Annotated in this window: 9 protein-coding genes; 4 read left to right on the forward strand and 5 right to left on the reverse strand. The window is 67.3% G+C overall.

Annotated features, from left to right (window positions below; genetic code table 11):
• Nucleotides 1–16: 16 nt before the first annotated feature.
• The 4 genes from F573_RS0109495 to ettA all read right to left on the reverse strand — a co-directional run bounded on the left by F573_RS0109495 (nt 17) and on the right by ettA (nt 8510).
• Nucleotides 17–5143, reverse strand: coding sequence for a diguanylate cyclase domain-containing protein (locus F573_RS0109495; protein WP_019022389.1), 5127 nt, complete (start codon nt 5141–5143; stop codon nt 17–19).
• 57 nt (nt 5144–5200) lie between these two features.
• The gene (locus tag F573_RS0109500; protein WP_019022390.1) at nt 5201–5932 is read right to left on the reverse strand and encodes a hypothetical protein; all 732 of its coding nucleotides are present in this window, start codon (nt 5930–5932) and stop codon (nt 5201–5203) included.
• Nucleotides 5933–5962: 30 nt separating this feature from the next.
• The gene (locus F573_RS0109505) at nt 5963–6751 is read right to left on the reverse strand and encodes a gamma-glutamylcyclotransferase family protein (protein ID WP_019022391.1); all 789 of its coding nucleotides are present in this window, start codon (nt 6749–6751) and stop codon (nt 5963–5965) included.
• 91 nt (nt 6752–6842) lie between these two features.
• Complete coding sequence (gene ettA, locus F573_RS0109510) at nt 6843–8510, reverse strand: energy-dependent translational throttle protein EttA (RefSeq protein ID WP_019022392.1); 1668 nt, start codon at nt 8508–8510, stop codon at nt 6843–6845.
• Nucleotides 8511–8620: 110 nt separating this feature from the next.
• On the opposite strand from ettA, the gene crcB reads away from it, so the two are divergent.
• Nucleotides 8621–9043, forward strand: a complete 423-nt coding sequence (gene crcB / locus F573_RS0109515; protein ID WP_026300876.1) for a fluoride efflux transporter CrcB — start codon at nt 8621–8623, stop codon at nt 9041–9043.
• Nucleotides 9040–9462, forward strand: coding sequence for a CrcB family protein (locus tag F573_RS0109520; protein WP_018870497.1), 423 nt, complete (start codon nt 9040–9042; stop codon nt 9460–9462). The genes crcB and F573_RS0109520 overlap by 4 nt, the downstream gene beginning before the upstream one ends.
• A gap of 62 nt (nt 9463–9524) precedes the next feature.
• Here the strand turns inward: F573_RS0109520 and F573_RS0109525 are convergent, their stop codons facing one another.
• Nucleotides 9525–10469 (reverse strand): isoaspartyl peptidase/L-asparaginase family protein, encoded by a 945-nt coding sequence (locus F573_RS0109525; RefSeq protein WP_019022394.1) that lies wholly within the window; start codon nt 10467–10469, stop codon nt 9525–9527.
• 179 nt (nt 10470–10648) lie between these two features.
• Between F573_RS0109525 and F573_RS0109530 the strand changes: the two genes are divergently transcribed.
• Both F573_RS0109530 and F573_RS15245 read left to right on the forward strand, forming a co-directional pair.
• The gene (locus F573_RS0109530; protein ID WP_019022395.1) at nt 10649–12424 is read left to right on the forward strand and encodes a ShlB/FhaC/HecB family hemolysin secretion/activation protein; all 1776 of its coding nucleotides are present in this window, start codon (nt 10649–10651) and stop codon (nt 12422–12424) included.
• 65 nt (nt 12425–12489) lie between these two features.
• Nucleotides 12490–15650 (forward strand): filamentous hemagglutinin N-terminal domain-containing protein (locus F573_RS15245; protein WP_019022396.1); only part of this gene is annotated, 3161 nt, incomplete at its 3' end.

The raw sequence follows: 15650 nt of genomic DNA on the forward strand, positions 1-15650 counted from the left end.
CCAACAGGCTCCTGGTTCATGACGGGCCGGATTCGCGGGCGGGGTCCGGTGGCCGGGTGTCGGCGGGGCCAACGACCCGGTTGCGGCCGGCCTTCTTGGCGCGGTAGAGGGCTTCGTCGGCTTCGTTGATCAGATCCTGACGTCCCCCGCGGCCCGAAGGGGTCCGGGTGGCGGTCCCGATGCTCACCGTGACCACGTCCGCGGTCGTGGAATATTCGTGCGGCAGCTGCTGCTCGAGGATGGCCCCGCGCAGCCGCTCGGCCGTCGCATGCGCGGCATCGGTGTCGATGCCGGGCAGGATCACCATGAACTCCTCGCCGCCATAGCGCACCGCCAGCTGTTCCGGGTCGTCGAGGGTCTCGCGGATGATGCTGCCGATGGTGATCAGGCAGTGGTCGCCGGCGGGGTGCCCGTAGTGGTCGTTGTAGGGCTTGAAATGGTCGACGTCGAACATGATCAGTGACAGGGGCCGCTGTTCGTGCCCCAGGCGGTCCCACTGTTCCTGGAGGTAGTCGTCGCCGCGCCGGCGGTTCGCAAGACCGGTCAGGCCGTCGCGCTCGGCGAGGTTCTGCAGCTCGCGATTCACTTCCTCGAGCTGGCGGGTGCGTTCGGCCACGCGGTCCTCAAGGGTGCGGGAATACTCCCGAACCTGTTCGTAGAGGCGGGCGTTTTCAAGCGCGACGGCGGCCTGGGCGGCCAGCAGACGGACGACCTCGGCGCGGTCCGGGGGAAAGGCGCCGGCGGTCAGGTTGTTTTCCATGTACAGCGCCCCGACGAAGCGTTCCCGTCCCAGGGGTACGCAGAGCACGGAAACCACCTGGCGCGCGGCGATGGCGGGGTCGTCGGTGAAGGGCCCCTCCTGGCTGGCGTTGTCCAGGACCACGGGTTCGCCGCTGCCCAGGACATGACTGACCAGGGAGATCGGCAAGGCGATGCCGCTGCCGTCGGGGGTGATGGCGCCGGGGCCGGGGCAGGGTCCGGGTTCGAGTTCGAGTTCGGGGCCGGGCGGTGCCTGCGGCAGTTCGCCGGCCATGGCTTCCACGCCGGGCAGGCCCTGGTCCCGTCGGATCAGACAGGCCCACTGGCCGCCGGCGTTTTCGAGCAGGATCTCCAGACTGGTGCGCAGCAGCTTCTCGGTCTCGATCTCTCCGGAGATGGCGCGCGAAGCCTTCATGATCGAAGCCAGATCAAGATCCTTATGGTCCAGGGCGTCATCGCCGTGATCGCTACCGGGGCCGCCGATCTCCTCCAGGACCGGATGCCGTTCCTCCAGCAGGCGCACCTTGCGCCGCGCTCCCCAGCGCGCGTAAAGCCGGTGGGCGGCCCGCAGGTAGCCCTCGGCCGCACGGCGGCGACCCCGGTCCAACAGGTGCGATGCGGCCCGTTCGCTGGCCATCGCCTCGTCGCGCATGAAGCCGCTGGCCGCGGCCGCTTCGATGGCGGCCTCGTATCGCTCCATGGTCGGTTCGTCGCTGCCGGACAGGCGTTCCAGCTCGGCTTCCATCAGATACTGCAGGTGCAGGAAGTTGTCCGGACAGTGGTCGGCCCAGCGCCGGATCCGGTCCAGGTCTTCCAATAGCTGGTGCCGCATCGGGTCGTCGGGCGTCGTGACGCGGTCGGGATGGACCCGGACGCAGGCCAGGAAATCCAGCAGGTAGAAGCGCGCCAGCTGCGGCAGCGACATGGCCGAACGGATCAGACGCTGCCGGCGGGCCAGGTGCTCCAGGGCGTGCTCGGGGGCGTCGTGCAGGACCGCGACCTCGGCCTTGTAGATATGGTAGTTGGCCACTCCGGTCATGAACTGGCGCTGGTGCATGCCGTCGAGGCAGGCGTGTTCGTCGAACCGCTCGTCGCTCAGCGACAGCGGGTCCCGCGTGAGGCCCTGAAAGGCGTACTGCATCTGCAGGAAGAGGGTGGCCGAATCCAGCGAGTCGCGATAGTTGCATTCGCGGACGATCGCGATGTTTTCCTCGTGCTGGCGCGTGGCCTCCGGCAGGTCCAGTGCCGGATCCCAGATCACGCAGTCCTGGGCGCTGTACGCCAGATAGAGGAGATCGCCGGACTGGTGGCCGGCCTCGATGCCGCGCCGGAACCACGGGGTCAGGCTGGACCAGTGATGGCTCCAGTGGTGGATGAACATCGCGTAGACGTAGATCACCCGTGCCCGCAGGGCGAGGTCGTCGAACCGTTCGTTGATGGCCAGACCCAGGCGCCCGTACTCGAGCCCCAGCGCAGGGTCATCCAGCTCGCCACACAGCAGCATCCCGTAGGCGGCGTGGATGAAGGCGGCTTCGGGACAGTTGCCATGGCGCAGGGACAGATTCACGCCCTTGAAGACCAGGTAGGGAAACAGGTTGCCGCTGCCCGACAGGAACGATGCCGGGAAGATCTCCATCAGCAGGCGCATGGCGAGGAGCACGGAACGGTCCTCGACGTTCGGGGCGTCCAGCAGGTCGGCGATCGCCCGATCCCCCAGATGCTCCGTGATGCGTGCGCGCTCCTCGGCCACCTCGCGGTCGCCGGGATCCTCGTGGATCTCCACGCCCAGCAGGCGCAGGCCCTCGATGGCCGTGTGCATGGAGGCCTCCATGCGGCCAAGCGTTGCGTACTGGCGGGTGCGGGTGGACAGGAGTTCCACCTTTTCGTAGGTACCGGGGGCGTGGTCGAACAGGAACCCGGCCCATTCCTCGGCCTCGTCCTGCCGGCCGGTCAGATAGGCGCATTGCTGCAGCTCCCGGGCCAGTTCGAACGCCAGTTCCGGGTGCGCGGCGTCTGTCGGTTCGGGCAGCAGGGCATGGCCGACGTGCAGCAGTTCGTAGGCGGTCTCGTAGGCCGCCACGTTGCGCGCGCGTATCCCCGCGCGCAGGTTGAAACGGGCCAGCGCAAGACGTTCTTCGGGGTCCTCGATCAGCGAGCGTCCCGCATTGAGATGGCGGACCATCTCCATCAGACGGTCGCCCTCGATCGCGTCACCGGAATGCCGACGCATCAGGCGGCCGATGGACAGATGCACGCCGGTCATCGCGCGCGCATCCGACAGGCGGTAGGCGGCCTGCTGGACGCGGTCGTGTGCAAAGCGGTAGACCGGGTTCCACCGGTTCTCTTCCGGTGCACCGTCGTCCGGGGCGTGTCCCACGAGGCGATAGTCGGCGTGCAGCGGCACGATGGTGTGCTGGCGCAGGGCGGGCATCAGGGTCTCGGCCACCTCCGTGGCCGGGCATTCGCTGATCACCGCCAGGGTCTCGAGTTCGAAGGTGTTGCCGATGCAGGCGGCGAGCTGCAGGACGCGGCCGGTGGCTTCCGGCAGCTTGCGCAGGTTGTCGATCATGAACTCGACGATGTCGCCGCTCAGTCCCGCCCACAGGGCGGCTTCCGTGTCCCAGGTCCAGCCGCCGTCGGGACCGGGACGGATGACGCCTTCGTCATGCAGTGTCTGCAGCAGCTCGCCGGTAAAGAAGGGGTTGCCCCGGGCCTTGTCGTGGACCAGGTCGCCCAGCGGGCGAACCCGCGCCTCGTCGTCCTGCAGGGTATCCGCCACCATGCGGCGTATGGAGTCGCGGTCCAGCGGAGCGACCGGCAGGTCGTGGACCGGGCGCCCCGCGCGCACGGGCTCGAAGGCCTGGTGCAGGGGGTGACCCGGGGGCACCTCGTTGCTGCGATAGGCGCCGATGATCAGGAGGTGGTCGGTATCGCGTGACAGGGCGAGCTGCCTGATCAGGTCCCGGGTCGGACCGTCACTCCACTGCAGGTCGTCGATGAACAGGACCAGCGGGTGCCCGCGGCCGGCAAAAACCCGGACGAAGTCGGCCAGCACGATGCGGTTGCGGTTGCGTGCCTCGTCGGGAGGCAGCTCGGCGACCGGTGGCTGGGGGCCGATGATCAGTTCCAGTTCCGGGACCAGATCCAGCACCAGCTGAGCGTTGGGAGACAGCGCCTCGTTCAGCCGTTGCTTCCAGCGTGCAAGCCGCGCCTCCGGTTCGGCCAGCAGCTGCTGTACCAGGGTGCGGAAGGCGGCGGCCATTGCGGAGTAGGCGCCCTGATGGAACTGGTCGAACTTGCCCCGTGCGAAAAAGCCCCGTTCCCGTACCAGCGGGCGGTCGATCTCGTTGACCAGGGCGGATTTGCCGACACCGGAGTAGCCATGCACCAGGCACAGTTCGGTGCCGCCCGCCGCGGCCGATTCGAACAGCTCCGCGAGTTCGTCCAGCTCCCGTTCCCGGCCGTACAGCCGCTGCGGCAGGAGGAAGCGGGAAGGCCGGTCATGCCGCGCTGGCTCGAAGTCCTCGAGCCCAGTGCCGGACGCCACGGCCTCGGCGCACTCGGCCAGGTCGCGCGCCAGACCCGCGCCGGTCTGGTAGCGATGCTCGGGATCCTTGGTAAGCAGCCGCAGCAGGATCCGCGCAACCGCGGGCGGGAGATCGGGGGCTAGGTCGCCGGGGTCCGGAGGCGTCTGGCTGATGTGGGCATGAACCCATTCGAGGACGCCCTCGGCGGTGAACGGGCGTTGTCCGGCAAGGGCCTCGAACAGCGTGACGCCCAGGGAATAGAAGTCACTGCGGTAATCCAGTTCGCGGTTCATGCGCCCGGTCTGTTCGGGCGAGAGATAGGGCAGGGGCGCCCGACTGCCGGCCTCCAGCGAACCCTGCCGTTCGCGCCCGAGCTCCGAGGCCAGACCGAACCCGGTGAGCCGCGGCGAATCCTCGTCGGCGGGCAGACGGATATGGTCGGGGGTGACGGCCTTGTGCACCATGCCCCGGGCATGGAGCCCGTCCAGGATCTCCGCGATGCGACCGCCCATGGTCAGCCCCTGCACGAGCGGCATCCGGCCGTCGGGTGCCTGTGCCAGCCGGTCGCTCAGGGTCTCCGTCACCGGTTCGGTCACCAGCGCCGTGCGTCCGCGGCCACAGGTCTCCACGGCATGGACCTGCAGGACCCCGTCGACGTCCGCCAGTGCGCGGGCGATGCGTCCGTCCCGGCGGATCTCCGCCAGCTGCCGCCGCGACGGATAATCCGAGGCCAGGGTCTCGATGACCCGTTCTTCCCCGGAGCATTCCTCGCGTGCGTGGTAAAGCACGCGTTCGCGGTCGCGGCGCAGGACGGGCCCGACCCGGTATCCGGTCAGCCGCGGGGCCTCGGTGACCATGCGGCTAACGGGCGTCTTCGGGACGGGTGGCGGGGCCGCTGCCCGTGTGAGGGACGCTCATTCGCGTGACGATGCGGGCCCGAAGATGCGTTCGAACGTCGCCGCATAATCCTCGCGGGCCGTGTCGCGCAGGGGCTCGCCGTGTCCGCAAAGTGCATGCCGGAAGTCCCGTTCGATCAGGCGATCGAAATCCTCGGCACCGGGTTCGGCGTTCTGCAGCCAGAGTGGTCCGATGTTGGCCGGGGTGAAGAATCCCATTTCACGCATGCGCTCGCGGGAATCGTCGGAGAAGAACGTGTCGGGAGCCGTCCAGTTCTGCAGTGCATCGCAGGCCACCAGGATGCCCCCGTCGCGGTGCAGGTGCAGGATGGCTTCGGGGATCCGGGTGGTCCGGAAGGTGAACAGGTCGGCATCGGACACCGGCAGGGCCCCGTCCGGGTCCAGCGGGTGGTCGGCCGCCAGGCCGGTTTCGTGCGTCATCTCCGGCAGGGCCCAGTAACGTGCGCCGTACTGCTGCACGTAGAACGGGTCGTCCCGACCGTGCAATGCCCCCAAGCGGACCACGTCGGTGACCCTCCCGAGCTTCTCCAGTGCCGCCAGTCCCTCGCTGTCCAGACGCACGCTGTTGACCACGATCAGGCGGTCTTCGTCGCGGATCACGGTCATGTTGCGGCTGAATTTCCAGTCGGCATCCAGCAGACGGGTTTCCATGGCACCGGTGACGAAAAAGACGCCGTCATGGACTTCTTCGAGCGTGCCGTGTGGCAGGGCTGCGGGGAGTGTGCTCATGCGGGTTCCTTGCAGGCCGGGGCTGTGGTCTCAATGGTAGTCGAAGTGCCCGACATAGCGATATTCGCGGTCGTATTCCCGCAGATAGTTGTACAGGTACTGGCGCTGGGTCGGTCCGAGTCGATCGGCGCGCAGATCCTCGAGGGTTTCCGAGCCGTCGCTGGTGTCCATGCGACGCAGGTGAAACAGGGTCATGTCCTGTCCGCCAAAGAAGTCCCTGAGCCAGGCGTGTGCGGGCCGGGCGTCACTCATGTCGAACACGGCCCCGTAGAGGGCGGTGAAATGCGGATATTCGGGCAGCGATCGGGCATCGAAGCGCGGGTGGCTGCCAGGGGGGTGCTCGAACGGCGGGGCGTCTTCGACGGCGAGGGTTGGCTGGGCGCGCAGCCGGGCGATGTGTTCCCGATCGAGCCCGGCGCGTTCGGCACCGCGGATCAGGATGTTGAGGTAGCGCTGGCTGGGCAGGCAGCGATCATCCAGAAAATCCGGCCGCCCGCGATAGGCATAGGCACTTTCGCTACCCTCGGGGGTCTCCACCTCGACCACGATGCGGTCATACCCGACTCCTTTCGCCTCGACCTTGTCCAGGGCCGGCAGGCTGTCATCCGGACACTCGTGCAGGATGCCCACCACGCGGTCGCCGGGCGTTGCCGAGGGCTCGATGTTGCCCACGCCCCCCTCGTGGCGGAAGAAATGCCGGACATTGAATCGCAGCTGCCAGCCGTGGAGCACGGCGGGCCGCGAGCGTACCGGCTCCACCCCCTTGGCCCGCAGCGAGATCAGATCCAGGTTGGAGCCGAAACCGAAATACCGGAACATGGTGACCCTCCGTTTTCCACTGCGTTCGATGCCATCGCCCGCCCCGGAAGACACAAAAAAGGCCCGGCATGGCCGGGCCTTCGGGGCGGGGTCAGTCCGCCAGGCGCTTGTACTTGACCCGATGCGGCTGGTCGGCCGCGGCGCCCAGGCGCTGGTGGCGGTCTTCCTCGTACTCCTGATAGTTACCGTCGAAGAACACCACGTTGCCGTCCTCCTCGAACGCGAGGATGTGGGTGGCGATACGGTCGAGGAACCAGCGATCGTGCGAGATCACGATCGCGGAGCCGGGGAAGTCCAGCAGGGCCTCTTCCAGTGCGCGCAGGGTCTCGACGTCGAGGTCGTTGGTCGGTTCGTCCAGCAACAGGAAGTTGCCGCCGCTTTGCAGCAGCTTGGCGAGGTGCACGCGGTTGCGCTCCCCGCCGGAGAGCTCCTTCATGCGCTTCTGCTGGTCCTGGCCCTTGAAGTTGAAGCGGCCGCAATAGGCGCGTGACGGCATTTCGAAGTTGCCGACCCGGATGACGTCCTGACCGCCGGAGATCTCTTCCCACACGGTCTTTTCGTCCTCCAGCGCATCGCGGTTCTGGTCCACGTAGGCCAGCTGGACGGTCTCGCCGACGTCGATCGTGCCTTCGTCCGGTTCTTCCTGTCCGGAGATCATGCGGAACAGGGTGGTCTTGCCCACGCCGTTCGGGCCGATCACGCCGATCAGCGCACCGCGCGGCACGTTGAACGACAGGCCCTGGTAGAGCACGCGATCGCCGTAGTGCTTGGACAGGTTGTCCACCTCCAGCACCTTGTCGCCCAGACGCGGACCCGGCGGGATGTAGATCTCCTTGGTCTCGGAACGCTTCTGGTAGTCGCTGGAGGCGATCTCCTCGAAGCGCTTCAGGCGGGCCTTGCTCTTGGCGCCGCGGCCCTTGGGATTGGAACGCACCCACTCGAGCTCGGCTTCCATCGCCTTCTGCCGCGCGGCCTCGGCCTTTTCTTCCTGCTTCAGGCGCTTTTCCTTCTGCTCCAGCCACTGCGAGTAGTTGCCCTGGAACGGGATGCCCTGGCCACGGTCGAGCTCGAGGATCCAGCCGGCGACGTTGTCGAGGAAGTAGCGGTCATGGGTGACTGCGACGACGGTGCCCTGGAACTCCTGCAAAAAGCGCTCCAGCCACGCCACGGACTCGGCATCCAGGTGGTTGGTCGGCTCGTCGAGGATCAGCATGTCCGGGCTGGACAGCAGCAGCCGGCACAGCGCCACGCGGCGGCGCTCGCCGCCGGAGAGGTTGTTCACGTCGGCGTCCCACGGCGGCAGGCGCAGGGCATCGGCCGCGACCTCCAGCTTGCGGTCCAGGTTGTGACCGTCGGCGGCCTCGATCTTCGCTTCCAGTTCGGCCTGCTTCGCGGCCAGGGCGTCGAAGTCGGCATCCGGCTCGGCATAGGCCGCGTACACCTGATCCAGTTCGGTCAGGGCCTCCTTTACCGAGGCAACCCCGTCTTCCACGTTGCCGCGCACGTCCTTTTCCGGATCGAGGTGCGGTTCCTGCGGCAGGTAGCCGATCTCGATGCCCGGCTGCGGCCGCGCCTCGCCGACGATCTCCGTGTCCACGCCGGCCATGATGCGCAGCAGGGTGGACTTGCCGGCCCCGTTATAGCCCAGTACGCCGATCTTGGCGCCGGGGAAGAAGTTCAGGTTGATGTCCTTGAGGATGTACTTCTTCGGCGGGACGATCTTGCCCACGCCGTTCATCGTGTAGATGTACTGCGCCATGATGCTCCTGCGAAGCGTTTGTCGGGGTAATCAGGGCGTGCACTTTACCATTCCGGCCGGCGGGAAGCTTGGTGGTCTGCCTGCGGGCGGGGCGGTGGCTCGACAGCGCAATGACCGGACCCGAAAATGGCCCGATGATCACGTGGTGGCAGGGCCTGTTGCTGGTAGGGGCGGGGGGTGCGCTGGGCGGACTGGCGCGCTTCTGGCTCGTGCAGTGGATCGACAACCGTACCGGCGGCGGTCGGTTCCCCTGGGGGACGCTGGCGGTGAACGTCTCCGGTGCGCTGCTGATCGGCCTGGCGCTGGGCCGGGTGTCCGGGCCGGCGCTGACCTCCTGGCTCTGGTTGTTGCTGGTGGTGGGCGTGCTCGGCAGCTTCACCACGGTATCGTCGTTCAGCCTGCAGGTGGTGGGCGTGGCGGAGCGTGACGGCCTGCGCCCGGCGGTGCTCTACATCCTGCTGACGCTGGCCGGCGGGCTGATGCTGGTTTCCCTGGGCTATGGTCTGGCTCGCACGGCGGGCGGGGCGGCATGACGGGGTATGACGTCCGCCTGTCCGCGTTCGTCGCGCTGGGGGCCGCGCTGGGCAGCATGGCGCGTTACGGCCTGTCGTGGACCGGGCTGCACCTGGTGGGCACCGGGTTCCCCTGGGATACGCTCGCGGTGAACATCGCCGGGTCCTGGCTGATCGGGCTGTATGCGGTGATCAGTGCGCCGGAGGGCTGTCGCCCGGCCGACCCGGTGACGCGGCAGTTCGTGCTGGCCGGGTTCTGTGGCGGGTTCACCACCTTCTCGGTGTTCAGTCTGGAAAGCCTGTGGTTGATGCAGTCGGGCAATCCGGGTCGTGCCGCGTTGTACGTGGCCGTGTCGCTGGTGCTGTGGATCGCGGGGGGCTGGCTGGGCAGCCGCATGGGGCGGCACTGGAACGCGGCCGCGGAACGGCGGGAACGCTGAGCCCCGGTGGGTGAGGCCCGTTCGGCGGGCAACCCCGTTCCGGGGCCCGCGGCGTGGCCCGGTCAACGGGCAGGCGGGAGGGGCGGGGGCTCGATGCCGGTACGGGTCGGCCCTCCGTGTTCGATCCAGCCGTGGAGCATGCGCGGGGTGGTGGTGCCGGCCGCGCAGCGCCCTGCATGGTCGATCACGATGGCCCCGCCGTAGCCGCCGATCCGTTCGTGCAGGTGCTGCAGGCTTTTGGTCAGGGCCTCGCGGGCGTCGAGACCCAGGTAGCGGATGCGGTCGGCCAGGTCCCTGGCGAAGACGCTGCGCAGGAAATCCTCGCCGTGCCCGGTGGCGGAGATGGCGGCGGTGGCATCGTCTGCGTACGAGCCCGCGCCGGGGATGGGCGAGTCGCCGACCCGGCCCGGGCGCTGGCCGGTCATCCCGCCGGTGGAGGTGGCCGCGGCCAGATGGCCGTGGCGATCGCGCGCGACCGCGCCGATGGTTCCGGGCGCGGGCTCGTCATGATCCAGCGTGACCCGGCCCTGGCGCAGGGCACGCTCCAGCTGTTCCCGCCGCTGCGGGGTGATCAGGGTGTCTTCGTCCACCTGCGGCATCCCGATCTCGCGGGCGAAGGCGGCGGCGCCGTCCGCGACCAGCAGCACGTGTTCCCCGTCTTCAAGGATCGCCCGCGCCAGGCGGACCGGGTTGGCGATGCCCCGGACCGCCGCGACGGCCCCCGCAGCGAGAGCCGCGCCATCCATGATTGCGGCGTCCAGTTCCACCGTGGCGTCGCGGGTCAGGGCGGCGCCGGTGCCGGCGTTGAACAGGGGGTCGTCCTCGAGCCGCGCCGCGCAGTACTCCACGGTATCCAGGGCGCGTTCTCCCCGCGCCAGGCGCTCGCGGCCGGCATCCAGGATCGCGTGCAGCGCGGCGTGATACGCCTCGGCGGCCGCCGCGTCCTGCGCCTCGCGCAGCTCCCCGGCGCCGCCGTGGATCATCAGCGAGAAGTCCCCGGATGTCATCGCTTCTCCTCGATCGGGCCGTAGTGACTAACGGATGGATAACGCCAGGCTGACCGGAAGTATGGCATTGATCCGAGGTCTGTGGCGGAATGCCAAAAATTCCGACTGGATCACAAGATCTGTTCGTCTGCCAATCACGGACGGGGCGTGTCCCGGACAGTGAAGAAAGGATCGAATCAATGCACGCTGCCGCGTTCTTCAGCGGGACTGAGCGGGTGTCTCCCCGGGCCAGAGTCCTGCTCCTGTCGCTGCTGGGCATCAGCCTGTGCGTACCGGTTCACGCTCAGGTGGAGCCGGATGCAGGCACTCTCCTGCGCGACCGCCCGGAGGTGCCGCGGGAGCCGGAACGCATGCCCGAGCGCGAGGCGTTACCGGAGCCGATGGAGGAGACCGATGTTCGCATCGAGCTCGAGCGGGTGGTCTTCGAGGGCTACGAGCCGCTGGCCGAAGAACCGGAGCTGCAGGCGCTGGTGGCCGATCGGCTGGGCGAGGAGCTGGGTTTCAACGGCCTGCAGCAGCTGGCGGAGCGGGTGACCCGCCATCTGCGCGAGCAGGGGTACATCCTTTCCTTTGCCTACCTGCCGGAGCAGGACGTGAGCGACGGCGAGGTCGTGATCCGTATCCGCACCGGGGAGCTGGAGGACGCCGGTTCCTGGGAACACATCCTCGAGGACAAGGATGTGCGTCTGAGCGACGAGCGGGTCGTCGGCATGCTCAATCACCAGCTCGGTCCGGAGCAGGAAGCGCTGGTGCAGGCCGCGCAGCTGGAGCGGACCCTGTTGCTGTTCAACGACCTCGCCGGCATTCGCGCCAGCTCCAGTCTGCGGGCCGGGCGAGAGCCGGGCACCACGCGGATGGACATCGACTTTCGCGAGGAGGATCGCTACACCGGCACGCTGTGGGCGGACAACTACGGCAATCGTTACACCGGCGAGGAGCGGCTCAACGCCCGCGGTGCGATCAACAATCTCAGCGGCCGCGGGGACCGGCTCACCGGCATGGTGTCTGCCGCCCGCTGGATGACCAACCTGGATGTCCAGTACACCACCCCGCTGGGCTACAGCGGCCTGAGCGGGCACCTGGAGCTGGGGTATCTCGACTACGAGCTCGGCCGCGAGCTCTCCGATCTCGATTACGAGGGCGATGCATTGACCGCGGGGGCGGGGCTGTCCTACCCCCTGATCCGCTCCCGCCTGCGCAACTTGTCGCTGGAAGGCAGTTACCAGTATCGCGAACTGGACGACGAGCAGGCCGGCGACAACGTTCGCGACCGGGTCTACCACACCGGCACCCTCGCGCTGGACGGAGACTGGCTGGACGACATCGGCAACGGGGGTCTGGTCAACTACCGGCTGGCGGCCACCGTGGGCGATCTGGACCGGTCCGGCAACGCCTTCGACCGTGAACTTGACCGCCAGACGGCGAGAACCCACGGCAGCTTCCGCAAGCTCAACCTGGAGGCCCTGCGGCTGCAGCGGATCACGGATGATTTCAGCCTGCTGGTGCGCGCCTCCGGGCAGTACAGTTTCGACAACCTGGATTCCGCCGAGCAGTTCAGCGCGGGCGGGCCCCACGGCGTGCGCGCCTATCCGGCTGGCGAGATCAGCGGCGACCACGGCTGGCAGGCCACCGTGGAGGGCCGTTATGAGGCGGCCACCCTCGACGGCATCGACAGCCGTCTGCAGCTCACCGCCTTCTACGACGCCGGTGGCGTGACCCTGCGCCGCGACCGCTGGGACGGCTACACCCCGGCGAACGCCAACGAGACCAACACCCCCGTGATCCAGGGGGCCGGTGTGGGCGCCAATCTGCATCGACCGGGCGTTTATAGCCTGCGCGCCAGCGTCGCCTTCAAGGTGAATGACGACGTGGACGACCGCAGCGTGACCGGCAAGGACTCCGACGGCCGCAGTCGGGACCCCCGCTTCTGGGTCCAGGCCATGGTGTGGTTCTGAACCGGAGCGACCCCGCAACCACGCTCGACCCTCGAAAACGCGTTACGAGAACCCTGGTGACCGCCATGAACGACCGCAAGAACCGCATCCGTCCCGCTTCCCTGAACCACACCTACCGCCTGGTGTGGAGCGAGAAGAGCCAGAGCTTTGTGGCCGTGGCCGAGATCACCCCCGGGCGGGGCAAGGCCGGGCGTACGGTTACCGGTGCCGTCGCGGGTCTGATGCTCCTGGCCTCCTCCGCCGCTTGGGCGGTGGACCCCGGGGCATTACCCGACGGGGAGAGCCTGACCCATGGCGATGCCACCTTCACCCGTGACGGCGACGAGCTGATCATCGAGCAGGGCAGTGAGCGGATCATCACCGAGTGGGAGCGTTTCAACATCGGCGAGGATGCCGGGGTGCGCTTCGATCAGCCCGGCAGTGACAGCGCCGCGCTCAACCGCATTCTCGACGAAAATCCCAGCCAGATCCTGGGTCGGCTCGAGGCCAACGGCCAGATCTTTCTGACCAACCCGGCGGGTATTACCTTCGGCGAGGGTGCGCAGGTGAACGTGGGCAGCCTGGTCGCCTCCACCCTGGAGATCAGCGATGAGGATTTTCTCGACGGGCGGCTGAACTTCGAAAACCGCGGGAGCAGTGACGGCCGGATCAAGAACCGGGGCGAGATCGAGGCGGCCGGCGGCGTGGTGGCGCTGATTGCCAACGAGGTGAGCAACCAGGGCGAGATCCGCAACGACGGCGGCGACGTGGCGCTGGCCGCCGGGGACGAGGTCACCCTCGACTTCGACGGGGACGGCCTGACCACCGTGACCGTCGAACGTGGCGTGCTGGATGCCCTGGTCGAGAACGGCGAACTGATCCGGGCCGACGGCGGGCAGGTGGTCATGACCACCCAGGCGAAAAACGCCATCTACCGCAACCTGGTCAACAACGAAGGCACCGTCCGGGCGCGCACCCTCGAGGAGGGTGAAGACGGGCGGATCATGCTCAGTGGCGGCATGGAGGAAGGCGAGGTCCGCGCCGGAGGCACCCTGGACGCCAGTGCTCCGGACGGTGGCGACGGCGGCCGCATCGAGACCTCGGCCGCGCAGGTGGACATCGACCCCGATATCGAAGTCACCACCCACGCCGAACAGGGCCAGACCGGCGAATGGGTGATCGACCCCACCGACGTGTACATCGTCGAAGGCGACGAGGACGGTGGCCAGCTGAACGACGATTCACTGGCCGACGGAGTGACCACCGTCCACAACAACACCCTGGAGAGCGCGCTGGAAACCACCAGCGTCACCATCGAGACCCCGGAAGAAGGGGGCGAGGGGGCCGGGGATATCTTCGTCGACGCCGACGTGGCGTGGAGTGAAAACACCCTCACCCTCTCCGCCTACCGCGACATCGAGATCAACCGCCACCTGGATGCCAGCGCCGGCGGTCATCTGACCCTGGAATACGCGCAGGGAGACGCCGAGGGAGACTACCGCGTGAACATGGCGGGGGGCTATGTCGATACCACCGACGAGGGACGCGACTACGCGGGCCGGATCTCCCTGGACGGGGCGTCCACCTTCCGTACCCGGTACGCCGATGATGCCGAGATCGAACACAACGTCATCACCGACGCCAGCGAACTGGACCCGGTGCGCGATGAACTGGACGCCGACCATGTGCTGGGCGGAGACGTCGATCTGGACGGTTTTTCGGCAAACGCAGGCTGGGAGCCGGTGGGCGACGAGGAAAGCCCTTTTACGGGCGGTTTTGACGGCCTGGGCAACTCGATCGGCAACCTGACCATCGACCGCCCGGACGAGGATGAAGTGGGGCTGTTCGGTCATGCCGAGAACGCCTCCTTCCGGCACCTGCAGCTGCAAGATATCGACGTCACGGGGAAGGAAAGCACCGGGGGGCTGGTCGGTTACTGGAGCGTTACGGACAGCGCCTTCATGGAAGGGGTTCAGATATCCGGTGGAGTGACCGGGAAGGATAATTCCCTGGGTGGCCTCATTGGGAGGGCGGAAACGAATGGAGGTGAGGAAGGCGCGGAGCTGGCCATTGCGCGGATCCACATTGATGCCGTTGTCCATAACGATGGAACCGTCGGGGATTTGAGTGGGGCCTCCACCGGTGGCCTGGCCGGGAGTGTGCGTGTCGGGAGTGCAAATTCGAATGCAGATGAATATGACCAGCTGGCCATAACCCGTTCGCTGGTTACAGGGAGCGTGACCAGCAGCACGCATTACGCGGTAGGAGGCCTGGTCGGGGAATTGGCGAACCTCGGTAAAGGACTCCGAATGGATGAGGTGCAAACATCCACCAAGGTGACGGGAACCGGCCGCCTGGGTGGAATTGTTGGCGAGTTCATCGTTATGAATGAAGCAGAAGCCGAGCTTGCCGGTTTGCGGGCCTCGGGGGATGTTGTTTACGAGGAAGGCGACCAGGGTGAGGGCGAATATATTGGGGGCCTCTTTGGGGAGGTCTGGCTTCCAGGCAAAGAAGGGAGCTCCTTAACGCTTGAAAACGCCCATGCCTCGGGCAATGTGTCGGGAATAGAGCAGGTAGGCGGGCTCGTCGGTAAGTGGGGCAGCGATGGCTCGGGATCTTTTGATGCCGAGATGGATTCGGCATTGAAGAACGTCTATGCGACGGGAACGGTCTCCGGTGAGGAGTCGGTCGGGGGCTTGATCGGGCAGGTCGAAGGTGAAGCTTCAGAGGACTCGTTCCAGGTCACGCTCGAAAACGCCTACGCCACCGGGGCGGTAGAGGCTGACGCCGCCGGGGGCGGCCTGCTGGGGCGGGTGAATCTTCTGGACGGCAGTGGCGCGGTCCATCTGGAGAACGTCTACGCCTCCAACACAGTGAATGGCAGCCAGGATCCGGGGGGCCTCGTGGGCCGGGTGGACAATGACACTCGCTTCACGGTCTCCGGGGGCTTCTATGATCGCGAGACCAACACCGACGACGCCATGTTGGATGCGGATGTCTACGGCGCAAGCCGCGCCGAGATCCGGGGTGCCCTGGAAGGAGAAGGCGGCTGGACGGTCGAGGACGAAGCCAATGCCACGGATATCGAAGGTTACGGGCTGGGGCTGCTGCCGTACCTGTCGGACGTCACCATTCCGGAAGACGTGAACGAGTTGCCCATGGCGACCCTGTTCGAGGGTGGCTGGGGTGATGCCGAAGGGGACGGCGCCTATACCGTCGCGCGGGCGGATCAACTGCAGAACATCAA

It is taken from the genome of Thioalkalivibrio sp. ALE23 (genome assembly GCF_000378545.1).
Classification (GTDB): domain Bacteria; phylum Pseudomonadota; class Gammaproteobacteria; order Ectothiorhodospirales; family Ectothiorhodospiraceae; genus Thioalkalivibrio.

Coding starts and splice junctions, on each gene's coding strand:
- F573_RS0109495 (WP_019022389.1), bottom strand. CDS start 5,143: ATGGTCACCGAGGCCCCGCGGCTGACCGGATACCGGGTCGGGCCCGTC.
- F573_RS0109520 (WP_018870497.1), top strand. CDS start 9,040: ATGACGGGGTATGACGTCCGCCTGTCCGCGTTCGTCGCGCTGGGGGCC.
- ettA (WP_019022392.1), bottom strand. CDS start 8,510: ATGGCGCAGTACATCTACACGATGAACGGCGTGGGCAAGATCGTCCCG.
- F573_RS0109500 (WP_019022390.1), bottom strand. CDS start 5,932: ATGAGCACACTCCCCGCAGCCCTGCCACACGGCACGCTCGAAGAAGTC.
- F573_RS0109530 (WP_019022395.1), top strand. CDS start 10,649: ATGCACGCTGCCGCGTTCTTCAGCGGGACTGAGCGGGTGTCTCCCCGG.
- F573_RS0109525 (WP_019022394.1), bottom strand. CDS start 10,469: ATGACATCCGGGGACTTCTCGCTGATGATCCACGGCGGCGCCGGGGAG.
- F573_RS0109505 (WP_019022391.1), bottom strand. CDS start 6,751: ATGTTCCGGTATTTCGGTTTCGGCTCCAACCTGGATCTGATCTCGCTG.
- crcB (WP_026300876.1), top strand. CDS start 8,621: ATGACCGGACCCGAAAATGGCCCGATGATCACGTGGTGGCAGGGCCTG.